Origin of the sequence: Halomonas sp. E19, from assembly GCF_052439355.1 — a bacterium.
GTDB lineage: Bacteria > Pseudomonadota > Gammaproteobacteria > Pseudomonadales > Halomonadaceae > Halomonas.
On sequence record NZ_JBNFWU010000001.1, the window covers coordinates 2999433 to 3016680 of the forward strand.

The window sequence follows — 17248 nt, forward strand, 5'->3', positions numbered from 1 at the left end:
TCGATCAAGAAATTCCGGGTCTCGACCGGCACTGCGACAACCTGCCTCAGGCCGCGCCACGACGGGCTTCGTGGCCTGCGACATGGTGTCCTGCGGCGAAAAGCCACAGAGGTCATGACCCATGTCAATTCGACTGCCAAGGGCTTCCGGCATCATGCGTTTAGCCGCCTGGCCAGATGTGCCGGGCGTCTTTAAAGGCCAAAAGATTCATTTCAGATACCTGTTGTGACGTTCCCGCCTCGAACTCGACGCACGCCAGGTAAAAATAAGGACCGCCCATGTCCATCCGGCGCAACGCATTCATCCCCTTGGCATACTTCTGGCTGACAGCGCTGCTTCTGTGTCTCGCGCCCGCCGTGGCAGCCATCGAACTGGAGCAGGTGCGCCCCGGCTTCCCCGACGCCACCCGCCTGGCCCAGGCCGAAGGCGACTATCCCGCCCAGGCGGTCTACGCCGGCGACACCCTGCTGGGCTACGTCTTCGAGACGGACGACGTCGCACCGATCCCGGCCTACTCTGGCAAGCCGATCAGCATGCTGGTGGGCATCGACCTGCAGGCGCAGCTCACCCAGGCCACCATCCTCGGCCACGAGGAGCCGATCATGCTGGTGGGCATCCCAGAGCAGCGGCTGACCGACTACGCCGACGCCCACGTGCCGCACCATGTCAACGAGAAGCTGCGCGTCGGCGAGAACCTCGACGCCATCTCCGGCGCTACCGTCACCGTGATCGTGCTCACCGAGACGATCATGCGCTCGGCGCGGCGCGTCGCCGCCGAGCGCGGGCTGATTCCCGACCCGCTGGCCACCCCACCGGCCGAGGTACGCCACGACGTGTTCGAGCCGGCCGACTGGGAAACCCTGGTGGGCGACGGCACCATTCGCCGCCTGCACCTGACCCACGGCGAGATCGACGCCGCCTTCGTCGGCACCCTGGCCGAGGGCTACGCCAGCGGCGCAGCGGCCGACAGCACCTTCATCGACCTCTACGTCACCTACCTCAACGCCCCCACCGCCGGGCGCAACCTGCTGGGCGACATCGTCTACGAGCAGCTGATGGAGCGCCTGGAAGAGGGCGAGCACGCCATCGGCGTGATGGCCAGCGGCGACTACTCGTTCAAGGGCTCCGGCTATGTGCGCGGCGGCATCTTCGACCGCGTCGAGGCGGCCCAGGGCACCACCAACATCGCCTTCCAGGACCGCGACCACCGCCGCATCGTACGCCTGGCCATCGACGGCGCCCCGCGGCTCACCGAGCGCGATATCTTCATCATACGCAACGAGGCCGAATTCGACCCGGGCGAGCCCTGGGAGCTGGGTCTGTTGGTGCGCCGCGCCGCCGGGCCGCTGGAAACCGAGTTCGTGCGCTTCAACGCCCACTACAGCATTCCCGAGCGCTTCATCGAGCGCGCGGAGCCCCGGTGGAGGAGGCGCTGTGGGTCCAGGTGTGGCGCGACAAGACCTTCCAGATCGTGGTGCTGGGCGCAGGGCTCGCCGTACTCACCGCGGTCATGCTGTTCCAGGACGTACTGGTGCGCTATCCGCGTGTCTTCGCCCCGCTGCGCACCGGCTTTCTGGTCTACACCGTGGTATTCATCGGCTGGTACGCCCTGGCCCAGCTCTCGGTGGTCAACATCCTCACCTTCGTGCATTCGCTGATGGGCGGCTTCAGCTGGGCCTCGTTCCTGATCGACCCGATGATGTTCATCCTCTGGTCGTTCGTCGCGGTGACCTTGCTGCTATGGGGCCGCGGCGTGTTCTGCGGCTGGCTGTGCCCCTTCGGCGCCATGCAGGAGCTGATCAACAAGGCCGCGCGCAAGCTGCGCGTGCCGCAGTTCGAGCTGCCGTTCGCCGTGCACGAACGGCTGTGGGCGCTGAAATACATCATCCTGCTGGCGCTGTTCGCCGTGTCGCTGCACTCGCTGGGGCAGGCCGAGCGCTACGCCGAGGTCGAGCCGTTCAAGACCGCGGTGACCATGCGCTTCCAGCGCGAGTGGGGCTTCCTGCTCTACGCACTCGGCCTGCTCGCCATCTCGGCGTTCACCCACAAGGCCTACTGCCGCTACATCTGCCCGCTGGGCGCGGGGCTCGCCATTCCCGCCCGCCTGCGCCTGTTCGACTGGCTCAAGCGCCACCGCGGCAACTGCGGTACGCCCTGCCAGATCTGCGCCAACGAGTGCGAGGTCGCCGCCATCCATCCGGACGGCCGCATCAACGCCAACGAGTGCCACTACTGCCTGGATTGCCAGGTGACCTATCACGACGACCGCCGCTGCCCGCCGATGGTCAAGCGCCGCAAGCGCTACGAGAAGGCCGCCCGCGCCTCCTCTTCGGGCGGTGCCGTGGGTACCTTCCCGGCCGACGCTGCGCAGGGCAGCCAGGCCAAACTGCAGCGCATTCCCACTCTTCAGGAGGAGTGAAACCATGAGCAACAAGAACGACCACATCAAGGACCTCAGCCGCCGGAATTTCCTGCGCAACAGCGCGGTGACCGGCGTGGCCGAGGCCAGCCTGGCGGGCGGTTTCGGCGCCGGCGCCCTGGTCCGCAGCCGCCCCGCCGAGGCCGCTGCCGGCAACGGTCACGAGGTCGCCCCGGGCGAGCTCGACGAATACTACGGCTTCTGGAGCGGCGGTCACTCCGGTGAGGTGCGCATCCTCGGCGTGCCCTCCATGCGCGAACTGCTGCGCATTCCGGTATTCAACGTCGACAGCGCCACCGGCTGGGGCATCACCAACGAGTCCAAGCGCGTGCTGGGGCCGAATGCGCCGCTCAACGGCGACACCCACCACCCCAAGGTGAGCTACACCGACGCCCGCTACGACGGCCGCTGGTGCTTCATCAACGACAAGCTGAACACCCGCGTCGCACGTATCCGCCTGGACATCATGCGCGCCGACAAGATCGTCACCATTCCCAACGTGCAGGCCATCCACGGCCTGACCCTGCAGCGCGTGCCGGAGACGCGTGACGTCTTCGCCGTGGGCGAGATGATCATCCCGCTGCCCAACAACGGCCAGCACCTGGACGACCCGAGCCAGTACTGGACCATGATCACCAAGCTCGACGCCGCCACCATGGAGATCAAGTGGCAGGCGATCGTCGACGGCAACCTCGACAACTGCGATACCGACTACACCGGCCGCTTCGTCGCCGCCTCCTGCTACAACTCCAGCCGCGGCATGACCCTGCCTGAAATGATGGGCCCCGAGCGCGACTGGACGGTGATCTTCGACGTGCCGGCCATCGACAAGGCCGTTGCCGAAGGCCGCCACACCACCATCGGCGACTCCGCCGTGCCGGTGGTCGACGCCCGCGAGCAGGCCCACGAAGGCCGCAACCCCTTCGCGCTCTATATCCCGACCCCGCGCAGCCCGCACGGCGTCAACACCGCGCCGCCGGAAGGCAAGTACTGCGTGGTCAGCGGCAAGCTGTCGCCGACCTGTACCGTGATCGAGTGGGCGCGCGTCGGCGAGTGGTTCGACGGCGGCCTGTCCGACCCGCGCGACACCGTGGTGGCCGAGCCGGAAGTGGGCCTGGGGCCGCTGCACACCACCTTCGACAACCGCGGCAACGCCTACACCTCGCTGTTCCTCGACAGCCAGGTGGTGAAGTGGAACATCGAGGATGCCATCCGCGCCTACAACGGCGAGGAAGTGAACTACATCCGCGACCGCATCGACGTGCACTACAACATCGGCCACCTCAAGGCCTCGCTGGCCTGTAGCCGTGACGTCGACGGCAAGTACCTCACCGCACTGTGCAAGTTCTCCAAGGACCGCTTCCTGCCGGTCGGCCCGATGCACGCCGAGAACGATCAGCTGATCGACATCACCGGCGAGCAGATGAAGCTGATCCACGACGGCCCGACCTACGCCGAGCCGCACGACGCGCTGATGATCCGCGCCGACCAGCTCAACCCGGCGCAGGTCTATACCCGCGACGACCCCTACTTCGCCGAGACCGTGGCCATGGCCCGTGCCGATGGCGTCACGCTGGAGACCGACAACAAGGTCATCCGCGACGGCAACAAGGTGCGCGTCTACATGACCTCCGTGGCACCGAACTTCGGCACCACCGAGTTCCGCGTGAAGAAGGGCGACGAAGTCACCATCGTGGTCACCAACATGGATACCATCGAGGACGTCAGCCACGGCTTCGCCCTGGTCAACCATGGCATCAACTTCGAGATCCACCCGCAGCAGACCTCTTCCGTGACCTTCGTCGCCGACAAGCCCGGCGTCCACTGGTACTACTGCAGCTGGTTCTGCCACGCGCTGCACATGGAAATGTCTGGCAGAATGCTGGTAGAAGCCTGATGTAACCTGGCCGGCCCTGCGGGGCCGGCCACCGTAATGCCCCGAGGTGACCGTGGTGACACGTACTGTTCTTTCTCTCCTGGGTGGCTGCAGCCTGCTGTTGACGGCGACCTTCGCCTTTGCCGAGCTGCGCATCGCCCCCAACGACGGTCCTCTCCAGTCTCATATCGATGCCGCCTCGCCCGGCAGCGAGCTGATCCTCGCCGAAGGCACGCACACCGGCGGCATCCTGATCGACAAGTCCTTGACCCTGCGCGGCGAACCCGGTGCCATCCTCGACGCCGAGGGCCATGGCGACGTGATCCGGGTAACCGCTGCGGACGTGCGCATCGAAGGCCTGACTCTGCGCAACTCCGGCTTCAACCTGACCGACATGAATGCCGGCGTCCATGCCGAACGCGGCGCACATCGCCTGCACCTCGAAGCCACCCGCATGGAAAACGTCGCCTTCGGCGTCTGGGCGTGGCATCTCGACGAACCGACGCTGATCGGCAACCAGTTCTCCGGCAACACCGCCGTGCGCTCGCAGGACCGCGGCGACGCCATCCGCCTGTACAACATCAGCGGCGGCCTGGTGGCCGACAACGACGTACGCGACGCCCGCGACGCCATCTACGTCGATACCAGCCGCGACCTGGTATTTCGCAACAACCGCCTGCGCGACTCGCGCTTCGGCATCCACTACATGTTCACCCACGGCGGCAAGATCGTGGGCAATCACACCAGCGGCACTCGCGCCGGCTATGCCCTGATGATGTCGCGCGACCTCGAGGTGGTGGGCAACCGCTCCGAGAACGACATGAACTACGGCATCCTGATGAACTACGTGAACTACAGCACCATCGCCGGCAACCACATCAGCGGCATCACCGCCTGGCACGGCCCCGCGGGCAGCGAGCACGGCGTGACGCTGGGCGCCGACGGCAAGGCGCTGTTCATCTACAACTCGCAGAGCAACGAGATCGTCGGCAACCGCCTGGCCGACAGCGAGCTCGGCATCCACCTGACCGCCGGCTCCGAACACAACCGCCTCTACGGCAACGCCTTCATCAACAACCGCCAGCAGGTCATGTACGTGGCCACGCGCACCCAGGAGTGGTCCACGCGGGGCGCGGCAACTACTGGAGCGACTACCTCGGCTGGGATCTCGACGGCGACGGCGTCGGCGACACTCCCTACGAGCCCAACGACGCCGTGGACCGGCTGCTGTGGCGCTTCCCCGAAGCCAAGCTGCTGATGCACAGCCCCGCGGTGGTCGCACTGCGCTGGGTGCAGCGCCAGTTCCCCATCTTCCGTGCCCAGGGCGTGCAGGACAGCGCCCCCTGATGCGCACCCCCGACCTTGCAGAGGCCCACTCATGAAGCCGGTCATCGAATGCCATGGGCTGACCAAGCGCCATGGCGAGCTCACCCGCCTCGACGCCCTCGACCTGACCGTACAGGAGGGCGAGGTGTTGGCCCTGCTGGGCCACAACGGCGCCGGCAAGACCACCACCATGAAGCTGATCCTGGGCCTGATCTCACCCAGCGCAGGCACGCTCTCGGTGCTCGGCGGCGCCCCCGACGGCCCCCATGCCGAGACCCTGCGCCGCCACCTGGGGTACCTGCCCGAGAACGTCAGCTTCTACGAGCAGCTCAGCGGGCGCGAGGTGCTCGCCTACTTCGCCCGCCTGAAGCGGGTCGACCGGCAACAGGTCGACACCCTGCTCGAACGGGTCGGCCTGGGCCACGCCGCCAAGCGCCGGGTCAAGACCTACTCCAAGGGCATGCGCCAGCGCCTCGGCCTGGCCCAGGCGCTGCTCGGCGAGCCGCGCCTGCTGCTGCTCGACGAGCCCACCACCGGCCTCGATCCCGCCGCCACCCGCGACTTCTACGAGACCGTGCGCGAGCTGCGCGAGCGCGGCTGCACCGTGCTGCTCTCCTCCCACGTGCTGCCCGGGGTGGAGCCCTACATCGACCGCGCGCTGATCCTCGGCGCCGGCCGCCGCCTGGCGCTCGGCAGCCTCGACGAGCTGCGCCGCGAGGCGGCGCTGCCGCTGACCATCCGTGCCAAGGGGCAGTGGCAGGGCATCGACTGGACCCGGGGCTGGGACGACGACAGCCACATCGCACCGCGCCACCTCAACGGCTGCGCGCTGGAGCTCGGCGTGCATCCGTCGGCGAAGATGAGCGCCCTGCGCCGGCTGACCGGCACTCCCGGCGTCGAGGACATCGACGTGCTGCCACCGACCCTGGAGCATCTCTACGCTCACTTCTCGGCGCCCGTGGCCGCCGCCTCCACCTCTGAGACGCGAGACCGCTCATGAACGCTACCCTGATCGTCGCCCGCAAGGAGTTCCAGGACGGCCTGCGCAACCGCTGGGTGCTGGCCATCGCGCTGGTGCTGGCCGCCCTCGCGGTGGGCATCGCCTGGTTCGGCGCCGCCGCCAGTGGCGGCATGGGCTTCACCTCGCTGGCCACCACGGTGGTCAGCCTGTCGACCCTGGCGGTGTTCCTGATTCCGCTGATCGCCCTGCTGCTGGCCTACGACGCGGTGGTCGGCGAACAGGAGGCAGGCACCCTGCTGCTGCTGCTCACCTACCCGCTCAGCCGCACCGCGCTGCTGCTGGGCAAGTTCCTCGGCCACGGCCTGATCCTCGGCGCCGCCACGGCGCTCGGCTTCGGCATCGCCGGGGTGGTGATCGCCTTCGCCGCCGATGGCGTGGTAATCGGCGACCTGGTCGCCAGCCTCGGCTTGCTGATCCTCAGCAGCGTGCTGCTGGGCTGGGTGTTCATCGCCTTCGCCTACCTGATCAGCGTGTGGGTCAGCGAAAAGGCGCGCGCCGCCGGGCTGGCGCTGGGCGTATGGTTCCTGTTCGTGATCGTCTTCGACCTCGGCCTGCTGGCGCTACTGGTCAGCGTGCAGAGCGGCGGCGACTGGCTGCCGTGGCTGCTGCTGCTCAACCCCGCCGACGGTTTCCGCCTGATCAACATGGTCGGCTTCGAGTCCGCCCAGGCCTACACCGGCGTGACCGCCATCGCCAGCAACGCCTCTTTCCACGCCGGCTGGCTGATGCTGGTGCTGGTCGGCTGGATCGTCGCCCCGCTGGGGCTGGCCGTGCTGCGCTTCCGCCATCATTCGGCCTGATCGGGCTCGCCAACTGGAGATTCACGATGATTCGCACGCCTCCTGCCCGCCCGCTTGCCTTCGCCCTGGTCCTGTTGCTGGCCCTGCTGCTGGCCGGCTGCGGCGACGGCGACGCGGACCGCCCGCTGGCGCCGGCCCAGCCGATCACCGACGGCGACAGCTGCCACGTATGCGGCATGCTGATCGCGGACCTGCCCGGCCCCAAGGGCCAGGTCTACCTGACCCGCGACGAGGCGGTGCGCAAGTTCTGCTCCACCACCGACATGTTTGCCTTCCTGCTGCAGCCGGAGAACGAGAATCGCCTGAGCCACGCCTGGGTGCATGACGTCGCCGTCACGCCCTGGAGCCGCCCGGCCGACGACGCCTATATCCTGGCCAGCGAGGCCTGGTACGTGGTGGGCCACGACCAGCGCGGCGCCATGGGCCACACCCTGGCCTCGTTCCGCGAGCGCCACCATGCGGACGCCTTCCGCGACACCCATGGCGGCGAGGTGCTGGCCTTTGGCGACATCGACCTGGCCCTGCTGACCGACCTGGCCCGCGCCGACGCCAGCATGCAGCCCGGCACCGGCAACGGCATGCACGGCGGCGGCATGCACGGCCACTGACCCAGCGACACAGGAGGCTGCCATGCCCACGCCCTTCATCCTGACCTTCGTCCTGCTGCTGAGCCTGACGGGCCATGCGGCCCACGCCGAGGCAACCGGGTCCAACACCGCAGCGTCGCCCGCGGCGCTGCGCGGCGACCCCCAGCAAGGCGAGGCCATGGCCAAGCTGTGCACCAGCTGCCACGGCCACCAGGGGCGCAGCGTGACCTCGCGCTACCCCTCCATCGCCGGGCTCGATGAAGCGCATATCGTAGAGCGTCTCAAGGCCTTCCAGGCCGGCGAGAGTGGCCACCTGATGGCGAGCATGACCCGCGGGCTGAGCGATCAGGATATCGCTCATCTTGCCGCTTACTATGCCGGCCTGTCGCCACGCGGCTGGCCGTCGACGAACCCCGCCCCCGCGGCAAACGACTGACCGTCGCGGCGGGGTCGGCGCCGGGCGATACGGGTGCTACCATCCGTAGCCTGTCGACCAGGAAACCGGCCATGACCCACCCCCTTCCGCCTTCCCGCCCGCTGTGCGGCGCCGTCCGCCGCAGCGTCGCCGCAGGGCTGCTGACAGCCCTGCTGGCGGCCAGCCCCGCGCAGGCCACCAACTACAACATCAGCGAAGTCGAAGCCCATGGGCGCTGGCATTCGCTGGTCCTGTCGCTCGGCGACGAACGCCACTTCCGCGCCCTTGAGCAGCACAGCTACAGCGACTCCATCCTCAGCCTCAACTACACCGCGGGCGTGTGCGACCTGCCGTGGCTTGAGGTGCGCGTCGAGCTGGCCGAGCACCAGCCCGAGAGCCGCGTGGCCAACCTGGTGCCGGGGGACCTGCGCGTCGACTACGCCACCATCCACAGCGGCGCGGCCGAGTTCATCACCCAGCGCGGCGACAACGGCTTCTACGTCAACTTCTACCTCGACACCCAGCCCCTGCTGATTGACGAGATGCGCAACGGCGAGACCCTGCGACTGCGCTTCGATCGCGGCGATGAGGACTACTGGTTCATGAGCTTCGACCTGGCGGGCGCCGGTGCGGCCATCGCCCGCGCCGAGCGGCTGTGCGAGGCGGCGCGCTGATGGCGGTGCTGCTGTTCCGGCTGACCCAGGTCTCGGAGGAGGAGGCCTGGGAGGTGCGCCGGCTGCTCGACGAGCACGGCTTCGACACCTACGAGACCCACGCCGGCTTCTGGCGCCTGGGGGTGGATGCCATCTGGCTGCGCGACGCCTCGCAGCAGGAGGCGGCCCGCGCGGTGCTCGACCGCTACCAGGCCGAGCGGCGCGAACGCATCCAGCGCGAGCACGCCGGCCGGGTCGAGCGCGGCGAGGCACCCACGCTGTGGCGGCGGCTGCGCCACCACCCGATCCAACTGCTGCTGGTGGCGCTGGCGGTGCTCGCCGTCCTGGCGCTGACCCTGCTGCCCTTCCTTGGGCTGATCGAGGGCTTTAGCGGCCCGTCCTGATAGCCTCACCTTCGCCGGGGCGGGCCACGCCTGCCCCGGCGAGGCGGCTCAGAAGCGGGTGGTGAGGTTGGCCCAGACCATGCGGCCTGGCTCGTTGACGCGCTCGGTGGCCAGCATCTCCGTGGTGCCGCGCTGGATATGCTCGGCATAGGTGCGATCGAACAGGTTGTCGACGCCCAGGGTCAGGGTGGTGGTGCCGAACAGCTGGCGCCCCGCGTAGGCCGAGGCGGTGGCGAACCCGGGCGTTTCCCCGATATCCAGGCTGTAGATGGTGCCCTGCCCCTCGGCGATGCGGTCCTGACGCATCACACCGCGCAGCAGCACCCCGCTGAAATAGGCGTTCTGCGCATAGTCGAGCCCCAGGGTCGCCTCCAGCGGCGGCGTCTGCGCCAGCGGCCGGGCGTCGGTGTCGTTGTCGCTGCGCACCCAGGCCAGGCTGGAAGTGAGGTGCCAGCTATCGTTCAGGCGCAGGCGCATGTCGGCTTCCATACCATAGGTGGTGGCGTCCACGTTGCGCACCCTGCCCTGCCCCGGCCTTTCGTCGATCAGGATGTAATCGTCGTACCAGCCGTAGAACAGCGAGAGGTTGGCGCTCAGCCGCTCGCCGTTCCAGCTGGCCCCGCTGTCGAGCTGGGTCAGGGTCTCGGGGTCGATGTCGAAGACCCAGCGCCGCTCCCAGTGATCGCCCGCCCGCTCAGCGCGCCCGACCCCGGCGAACAGGCTGAGCGGCTGCGCTTCCAGCGCATGCTCGTAGCGGGCGAAGCCGCTCCACAGGGTGGCGCGCGACCGCTCTCCAAGGCCGGCATCGGCGTAGAACCCAGGGGCGGCGTCGGTTCCCGTCAGCGACTCGACCTCGGCCCGGTCTACGCGCAGGCCAAGGGTAACCCAGCTGCGCTCGGTCAGCTCCTGTTCCACCTCGGTGAAGACTCCCAGATCGGTGAATTCGGCGTTGCGGCTGCGCTCCCGCTCGCGGTAGTCGACGCCGCCGCGGTTGCTGTGGCGGTTCTCGGCGTAGTCCATGCCCACCGCCACCTGGGTGGTCGGCGCCAGCTCAAGCTCGGCGGCCAGGCGCCCGCCCAAGGTTCGGCGGTCCGGGTTGCCCAGCCGCAGCAGCGGCTGCCCTTGGGGATTGGTCGGCGGCGCCTTGAGAGTGAAGTTGTCCATCACGTGATCGATATAGCTATAGAAGAGCTGCGCCTCCACCTCGCTCAGCCACGGGGTGAGGTGGCGGCGGCTGGCGCTTAGGGTGTAGCCGGTGCGGTCGAACCGGGTACCGTCGAGCGGACGCCCGTCGTCGTAGGCCGCCTCGGCGTCGCTGCGGTCGTAGGCCAACTCGATGCGGGTGTCCGCATCAGGAGTCCAGCCGGCGATGGCGGTGCCGCTCCAGCGGTGGTACTCGGAGCGCACCGTGCTGCCGTCGCCGTCGCGGTAGTCGTCCTGGTCGGAGAGGGTGCCGATCAGGCGTACATAGCCCGCCTGGCTGCCGGCGGTCAGGTCGGTGACCAGGTCGAAGCGGTCGTGGCTGCCCAGCGTGGTGCTGGCGAACCCCGCCACGCCGGGCTCGGTGAGGCTCGGCTTGTCGCGCTCGAAGCGCACCACCCCGGCCGGAGCCGCACCGTAGCGCACGCTCTGCGGGCCCTTGACGATCTCCACACGGTCGTAGGCCTGGGGGAAGATATAGGCCGTGGGCGGGTCCATGCGCCCGCCGCAGCCGCCCAGCACCTGGCTGCCATCCGCCTGGATGCCCAGCCGCGAGCCGCCCAGGCCGCGCAGCTCGGGGTCGCCGCTGGTGCCGCCCTTGCGGCTTACGGTAAAACCGGGAATCGACTTGAGGAAGGCGCCGCCGTCCTGGGCCGGCAGCGGCAGCCGCGGCGTGCGGGAATCGGTAGTGACGGTATAGGGGTCGCTCATGGCCGGCGCGGTGATTACCATGGTCGACAGGGCCGGCGAGGCGAGCGGCGCCGAGGTTTCCGCCAGCGCCACCGGCGCGGCGGCCAGCGAGGCGGCAACGGCCAGGCCGGTGCGGCAAAACGAAACGCGATGAGTCATTGTGCTTGGTTCCCAGTTGTCATGATCCGGGGAGGTTCCCCGCACCGACAAAGCAAGAACGAGGCCAGCAGCGCGCCTGGGGCCGCCTTGCGTCCGGCAAGCCACGGCGGGGGCGGGCTGCCCGCCCTTCACCCGCCGCAGCAGACCGTCGCCGACCCTAGCCGACCACCGCCGCCTGGGGGATCCCACACAGCCGGTGCGGCATTTGCCACAGTGCCAGGCGCGGCCCGGGCGCGGCGGAACGCGGCTTGGCAGGCGCAGCGAAGGCGCGACCAAAAGAAGAGGCCCGGCAGGGCCTCGAAGGAACGCAACGGTTACCTTTGCTTGCAGCTTGCGTGCCAGCCGGGCAAGGCCCGGGAATCCTGAGCCAAGCCCTTGATCCAGCTCATGGCTGCGTCGCTATGCCGCCCCCGGGCGGCTCCGTGCGCGGCGGTTCACGTTACACTTCCACACTCAGCGCACGGGGCCGGCCGGCCCCGTGCCGATACGCTTGCGAGGGAGAGATCGGGCCGATGCCGGCGGAATGGACCGTTGCCTTCCTGCTTGGGCTCTTGAGCAGCACCCACTGCCTGGGTATGTGCGGCGGGATCGCCGGTGCGCTGACCTTCGGCCTGAGCGCGAAGATCCGCCAGCGCGCGCCACGCCTGATGGCCTACAACCTGGCCTACAACAGCGGTCGCATCACCAGCTACGCCGTGGCCGGCGCGCTGGTGGCAGCCGGCACCGGCTGGCTGGGGGCTGGGTGGGCACGCCCAACCGGCTGGTGATGAGCACGCTGGGGGCGCTGTTCCTGGTCGCGGTGGGGCTGCATATCGCCGGCTGGTTCCCACGCTTCTCACGCATCGAGTCGCTCGGCCGCCCGCTGTGGCGGCGGCTGGAGCCGCACGGGCGGCGGCTGCTGCCGGTGCAGCGCCTGCCCCAGGCCTGGCTGTTCGGCCTGATCTGGGGCTGGCTGCCCTGCGGGCTGGTCTACTCCGCGCTGCTCTACTCGCTGACCACCGAGTCGGCCTGGCGCGGCGGGCTGTTCATGCTGTTCTTCGGCCTCGGCACCCTGCCCATGCTGTTCACCGTCGGGGTGATGGCCAGCCGCGTAGCCGCCGCGCTGCGCCGCCCCTACGTGCGGCGGGCGGCCGGGCTGATGATCGTTGCCCTGGCCCCGGTGCCGGTTTGGATCACTCAGGGAGGTGTGGCATGAGGCAAGCCGACGCGACCGCCGACGCCGACGCCATGGTCGGCGAGGCCGCAGCCTTCCAGGCGACGCTGCGCGCGGCACGGCTGGTGGCCGCGACCGACGCCACCGTGCTGATACTGGGCGAGAGCGGTACCGGCAAGGAGCTGCTGGCTCGCCTGGTGCACCGCCACAGCCGCCGGGCGGCGCGCCCTTGGGTCACGCTCAACTGCGCTGCCATCCCGCTCGACCTGGTGGAGTCCGAACTGTTCGGGCACCGCCGCGGCGCCTTCACCGGCGCCCATGCCGACAAGCGCGGCCGCATCCAGCAGGCCGACGGCGGCACCCTGTTCCTCGACGAGGTCGCCGAGCTGCCGCTGGCGGCACAGGCCAAGCTGCTGCGCTTTCTGGAGAACGGCGAGTGCCAGGCGCTGGGCGCCGACCGGGTGGAGCAGGTCGACGTGCGCGTGCTGGCGGCCACCCACCGCGACCTGCACGCCCAGGTCGAGGCCGGCGCCTTTCGCGCCGATCTGTTCTACCGCCTGCACGTGATTCCGCTGGAGCTGCCGCCGCTGCGCGAGCGCCGCGAGGACGTGGCCGCGCTGGTCGAGCGCTTCCGCCACGAGCTCGCCGCCCGCCACGGCGTGCCGGCTCCCGATTTCACCGCGCCGCTGCTGCGCCAGCTCGGCGAATACGCCTGGCCGGGCAATGTCCGCGAACTGCGCAACCTTGTCGAGCGCTGCGTGGTGCTGCTGCACGGGCAGCGGCTGGCGCCGGGCGACCTGCCCGCCGGCTGGCTCGGCCAGGCCTCGCCTGCGCAGCTGCGTGCGCGGGCCGCCTGGCAGCTGCCCGCAGAAGGGGTGTGCCTAGAGACGCTGGAGGGACAGCTGATTCGCCAGGCGCTGGCCCAGACCGAGGGCAACCGCAGCCGAGCGGCGCGGCTGCTCGGCCTAACCCGCGATACCCTGCTCTATCGCATGAAGAAGCATGCCATTCACTAGTCCTGCCATGCGTTGACCTGTCATGCGTTGACCTGTCACTCGCTGACACCTGTCAGGAAACACCGCCGCCAGGCGGTAGCCGGCGTCTTTCGGCGGGCCCAGGCGAGGGTGGGTGACGTTGGCTAATGACGGGTGCGCTCGGCCCGCCGCATCGGGCGGCGGGACCGTCAGCAGGGGTTGGCTCAGTGGCCAATGGCCTCGCGCAGCTGGGGCGGGAGGTCGAGCTCGACGTCGGCGTCGAGCGGCGCCAGCTCGCGGGCGTACCACACGCGCCCGGCCTCGATGCGGCTGAACATCTGGAAGGCAACCTTGTCGCCCGGCGCGAAGGTGGGAGCGGGCTCACCCTCGGGCAGGCGCAGGTGCATGCGCATGGCCATCATCACCTCGGGAATCGCCTCGTGGGCGATGGTGACACGCTCGTGGTCCGGCTCGTAGCCGAGGAAGATACCGCGCACCGGGTGCGGGCCTGTGCCCTCGTTCGCCATGGCGGCATGACCATGCGCCTGATCGTGTCCATGGCCGTGGCCGTGGGCCGAGTGCGACGGCTCGCCATGCGCGGCCAGGCTCAGCAGCGAGGCCGCCAGCAGCACCGTGACTGCCTTGATCTTCATAGTGTCTCCTCACAAGAAAGGCCGCCCTCGTGAAAGGGCGGCCGGACAACGTCATTGCGATGCTCAGCGCAGCAGCTGAGTATCGAGATACTCCACCGAGAGGTAGTCCTCGAACGCCCACAGCCGCACGAAACGACCGCGCTGCTGCAGTTCACTGCCTTCACCGCCCCACATGGTGAGGCTGAGCGGGGGCTGCGGCATGTCCTCCTTGAGCTGCTCGAACCACCAGTCGGCCATCTCCGTCTCCCACGGCTGGCCGTAGCGGGCCTCGAGCTGCGCCTTCACTCGGTCGAAATCCTCGACCTCGGGGTAGAAGGCCACGACCAGCGCCAGGCGATCCCGCCCTGACGGGAACACGTAGCGCAGGTCGGTCTCCGGTTCGTCGGCGGCCTGCAGCTCGCCGTCGATGATAAGGTCGCCTTCATCGGTTTCCACCACCGAGACGTTGACCACACCGTCCTCCTCGAGGCGGGCCATGACCGCCTCGGAGGTCATGCCGAAATCGGCGCTGCGATAGCCGGTCATGGTTTCCGCCGCCGCCGCGGGACCGGCCACAGCCAGCGCCAGCGCCGTCAGCAGCCCGCCAAACAGCGCTGCGGGTTGAAAGGTCATCGCCATGCGTACTCCTCTTGGGCCACTCGGGCCCAGGCTTTCAGTTGTCTTCCTCAGCACCCACGACACGGATCACGCCCACCATCCCGCGGTTCTGATGGGGCTGACAGTAGTAGTCGAAAGTGCCCTCCTCATCGAAGGTACGCTCCCAGCTCTCCTCGGGGAAGAGTCGCCCGGAAGCGATCTCCTCGTCGGGGAAATAGATGTCGTGGTTGGAGCGACGCTCGGCGTTGACCCAGCGCACCGTGGTGCCGACGGGCACCTCCAGCTCGTCGGGCTGGAAGCGGTTGTTGACCATCTCGATCTCGACCACCTTGCCCTCTGTCGCCACCTTGTCCTGGTCGTTCTCGCTGCCGGCCTGGGCCACCCCGCTCAGCAGCAGGGTGGCCAGCAGGCTGGTACCAAGGGTAGTCAGAAGCCGTCTATGCGTTTGCATCTCTTCTTACTCCTCTGGTGCCTGGCGCGTCACCGAGTGACGCGCGTGGCATTGATTTCCACTCGATCCTCATCGAAGTCGCCGGGCAGGGTCGCATCGAAGGCGAGGCCGAACTGCCAGGAGACATGATGGAAGCGAGAGTCGGCGTGGTCGTCGTGCAGCGCCACGTTGAAGCTGTACTTGCTGTCGGTGGAGAGCGGCTTGTCACCTTCCTGGCCGGTGCGCAGTGCACGGGTCAGGTAGGCGGTCCACACCCCGTCGACTTCCTCGGCGCTGAACACGATCGCCTGGCTGTCGGCGAAGTGACGCTCGTCGAGAATATAGCCGGACTCGGTGGAGCCATCGCCACTGTTGAAGCGAGCCACGTCCAGGTAGACGCCGGCGCCCAGCAGCTCGGCGATCTCCGCCTCGTCCTTCAGCTTGTCCCAGCCGCCGCGGGCGGCGCCGCGGCGTCCGCGAATCTCGATCTCGCTGCGGCTTTCGCTCAGGTACTTGGTCACCCCGTTGCTGCTCATGAAGTCGAGTCGCGCGGCCAGTTCACTGGCAGCCAGCGCTTCCGCGTCGGGCGCATCCGGCATGTAGGCGGAGTCGTGGTGACAGCTGGCCCAGCAGCCGCCACGGTCGGCCATGTCGACGCGCTCGTCGGCGAAGCTGACGGTGAGCTTCATGGGGTTGTTGGGGTCCATCACCCCGCCTTCGATGAAGGGCAGCGGTGCGTGCTCGCCGGCCTCCCACTGGAAGCGCATGAACAGGTAGTCGTCGTCGAACGAGGCCTGCACGGTCATTGGCACATGGCCACGCTTGTTGCCCAGGTCATAGGTCTCGATCTTTTCGGCGCTGGTGGCCAGCGCGCCGATCTGCGCTTCCTCGCCCTGGTGACACCAGACACAGCGATCGCCGGCGCTGAAGGCGCGGCCGCCGCCGTGGGCGCTGCCGTCCTGGATCCACTCGATGGAGGCCTGGCCGGGCAGGAACAGGGTGATGTCGAGGACCGGCACGTCGGACCAGTCGAGCGACGAGGCGATATCGCCCTCGGCGGTAACGGCCTCGCCCAGCTCCTCTGCTTCGAGGGGCATCTCGGGCTCGCTGCGTCCGGCCACTTCCTCGGTCTCGTCTTCCGCGAAGCGCGAGGCCCATACCGGCGACTCGTCCCAATCCTCGGGCAGCTTGTGGGCGATGCCCTGGTGACACTCGATACAGGTGCGGCCCTGCTCGAAGGCGCGGGCATGTTCGCGCGATGCGCGCGGCGCCTGCTGCTCGAGGTCCATGGCCGACCAGTCGTGGCAGTTGCGGCACTCACGCGAATCGGTACGCAGCATCGAACGCCACACGTTCTCGGCCAGTTGGAGACGCTTGCCCTCGAACTTCTCCTCGGTGTTGATGGTCCCCAGCATCCAGTGCCATACCTCGCGGCTGGCCTCGATCTTGCGGATCATCTTCGGCCCCCAGGCATCGGGCACGTGGCAGTCGGAGCAGGTCGCGCCAACGCCGGTGGAATTCTTGTAGTGGGGCCGGTCCAGGTACTCCTCGTGCACCCAGCTCATCTCGTGACAGGCCGTGCTGCAGAACTTGAAGCTGTTGGTGGCCTCCATCACGGTGTTGAAACCGCCCCAGAACAGAATGCCGGCAACGAAAAAGACCACGGCGGCACCTAGCGAGGCCCCCATGATCGTTAACTTGCGCCAGTTACGTAGACGCTCCCCCATGATGTCAATCTCCCCAAAATGTCATGACACGAGCCTTGTGCTAATCCGAGATGTCGCCTTGGCTATGGTTGTGCTGTGGCCCTTGCCCAGCCGCTCCAGGCCCCGTCTGACCAGGCGTGGAGCGGCTGGAGAAGGGCCGAGGCCCTGCGAACAGGGCCTCGGCG

Annotated in this window: 19 protein-coding genes; 14 read left to right on the plus strand and 5 right to left on the minus strand. The window is 68.5% G+C overall.

The genetic code is table 11. From position 1 onward, the window contains the following. Window positions 1–356: 356 nt before the first annotated feature. The 11 genes from ACUDAL_RS15615 to ACUDAL_RS15665 all read left to right on the plus strand — a co-directional run bounded on the left by ACUDAL_RS15615 (window position 357) and on the right by ACUDAL_RS15665 (window position 9501). Window positions 357–1658 (plus strand): FMN-binding protein, encoded by a 1302-nt coding sequence (locus ACUDAL_RS15615; RefSeq protein ID WP_444678764.1) that lies wholly within the window; start codon window positions 357–359, stop codon window positions 1656–1658. A gap of 41 nt (window positions 1659–1699) precedes the next feature. Next, entirely contained in the window at window positions 1700–2419 is a 720-nt protein-coding gene (locus tag ACUDAL_RS15620) for a 4Fe-4S binding protein (protein ID WP_444679410.1), read from the plus strand. A gap of 4 nt (window positions 2420–2423) precedes the next feature. Then, on the plus strand, window positions 2424–4316 hold the full coding sequence (gene nosZ, locus ACUDAL_RS15625; protein ID WP_444678765.1) for a TAT-dependent nitrous-oxide reductase: 1893 nt from the start codon (window positions 2424–2426) through the stop codon (window positions 4314–4316). Window positions 4317–4371: 55 nt separating this feature from the next. Continuing rightward, window positions 4372–5553 (plus strand): nitrous oxide reductase family maturation protein NosD, encoded by a 1182-nt coding sequence (gene nosD / locus ACUDAL_RS15630; RefSeq protein WP_444678766.1) that lies wholly within the window; start codon window positions 4372–4374, stop codon window positions 5551–5553. Further along, window positions 5511–5642, plus strand: coding sequence for a hypothetical protein (locus ACUDAL_RS15635; protein ID WP_444678767.1), 132 nt, complete (start codon window positions 5511–5513; stop codon window positions 5640–5642). The genes nosD and ACUDAL_RS15635 overlap by 43 nt, the downstream gene beginning before the upstream one ends. Before the next feature lie 31 nt (window positions 5643–5673). Beyond that, on the plus strand, window positions 5674–6621 hold the full coding sequence (locus ACUDAL_RS15640; RefSeq protein WP_444678768.1) for an ABC transporter ATP-binding protein: 948 nt from the start codon (window positions 5674–5676) through the stop codon (window positions 6619–6621). Beyond that, complete coding sequence (locus ACUDAL_RS15645) at window positions 6618–7442, plus strand: ABC transporter permease (protein WP_444678769.1); 825 nt, start codon at window positions 6618–6620, stop codon at window positions 7440–7442. Before ACUDAL_RS15640 ends, ACUDAL_RS15645 begins: the two co-directional genes overlap by 4 nt. A 26-nt stretch (window positions 7443–7468) precedes the next feature. After that, window positions 7469–8050, plus strand: coding sequence for a nitrous oxide reductase accessory protein NosL (locus ACUDAL_RS15650; protein ID WP_444678770.1), 582 nt, complete (start codon window positions 7469–7471; stop codon window positions 8048–8050). Window positions 8051–8072: 22 nt separating this feature from the next. Continuing rightward, window positions 8073–8465 (plus strand): c-type cytochrome, encoded by a 393-nt coding sequence (locus ACUDAL_RS15655; protein ID WP_444678771.1) that lies wholly within the window; start codon window positions 8073–8075, stop codon window positions 8463–8465. 71 nt (window positions 8466–8536) lie between these two features. Beyond that, window positions 8537–9118 (plus strand): hypothetical protein, encoded by a 582-nt coding sequence (locus ACUDAL_RS15660; protein WP_444678772.1) that lies wholly within the window; start codon window positions 8537–8539, stop codon window positions 9116–9118. Further along, a complete protein-coding gene (locus ACUDAL_RS15665; protein WP_444678773.1) occupies window positions 9118–9501 on the plus strand; it encodes a DUF6164 family protein in 384 nt (127 codons plus the stop codon). Before ACUDAL_RS15660 ends, ACUDAL_RS15665 begins: the two co-directional genes overlap by 1 nt. A 48-nt stretch (window positions 9502–9549) precedes the next feature. Here ACUDAL_RS15665 and ACUDAL_RS15670 read toward each other — a convergent pair whose 3' ends face one another. Then, window positions 9550–11550, minus strand: coding sequence for a TonB-dependent copper receptor (locus ACUDAL_RS15670; RefSeq protein ID WP_444678774.1), 2001 nt, complete (start codon window positions 11548–11550; stop codon window positions 9550–9552). 512 nt (window positions 11551–12062) lie between these two features. Between ACUDAL_RS15670 and ACUDAL_RS15675 the strand changes: the two genes are divergently transcribed. The 3 genes from ACUDAL_RS15675 to ACUDAL_RS15685 are packed head-to-tail and all read left to right on the plus strand — an operon-like array spanning window position 12063 to window position 13719. Then, window positions 12063–12317 carry an urease accessory protein UreH domain-containing protein gene (locus ACUDAL_RS15675; RefSeq protein ID WP_444678775.1) on the plus strand — a complete coding sequence of 85 codons (255 nt, stop codon included), beginning with the start codon at window positions 12063–12065 and terminating at the stop codon, window positions 12315–12317. Beyond that, window positions 12293–12745: a sulfite exporter TauE/SafE family protein gene (locus tag ACUDAL_RS15680; protein WP_444678776.1), complete on the plus strand. Its 453-nt coding sequence runs from the start codon at window positions 12293–12295 to the stop codon at window positions 12743–12745. The genes ACUDAL_RS15675 and ACUDAL_RS15680 overlap by 25 nt, the downstream gene beginning before the upstream one ends. Next, window positions 12742–13719 (plus strand): sigma-54 interaction domain-containing protein, encoded by a 978-nt coding sequence (locus ACUDAL_RS15685; RefSeq protein ID WP_444678777.1) that lies wholly within the window; start codon window positions 12742–12744, stop codon window positions 13717–13719. Before ACUDAL_RS15680 ends, ACUDAL_RS15685 begins: the two co-directional genes overlap by 4 nt. Before the next feature lie 182 nt (window positions 13720–13901). Here ACUDAL_RS15685 and ACUDAL_RS15690 read toward each other — a convergent pair whose 3' ends face one another. The 4 genes from ACUDAL_RS15690 to ACUDAL_RS15705 form a co-directional block, all read right to left on the minus strand. Further along, window positions 13902–14330, minus strand: coding sequence for a copper-binding protein (locus ACUDAL_RS15690; RefSeq protein WP_444678778.1), 429 nt, complete (start codon window positions 14328–14330; stop codon window positions 13902–13904). Window positions 14331–14393: 63 nt separating this feature from the next. Next, window positions 14394–14948, minus strand: a complete 555-nt coding sequence (locus ACUDAL_RS15695; protein ID WP_444678779.1) for a hypothetical protein — start codon at window positions 14946–14948, stop codon at window positions 14394–14396. A 34-nt stretch (window positions 14949–14982) separates the two neighbouring features. After that, window positions 14983–15378, minus strand: a complete 396-nt coding sequence (locus tag ACUDAL_RS15700; protein ID WP_444678780.1) for a cupredoxin domain-containing protein — start codon at window positions 15376–15378, stop codon at window positions 14983–14985. Window positions 15379–15407: 29 nt separating this feature from the next. Beyond that, entirely contained in the window at window positions 15408–17084 is a 1677-nt protein-coding gene (locus ACUDAL_RS15705) for a NapC/NirT family cytochrome c (protein ID WP_444678781.1), read from the minus strand. Window positions 17085–17248 lie beyond the last annotated feature (164 nt).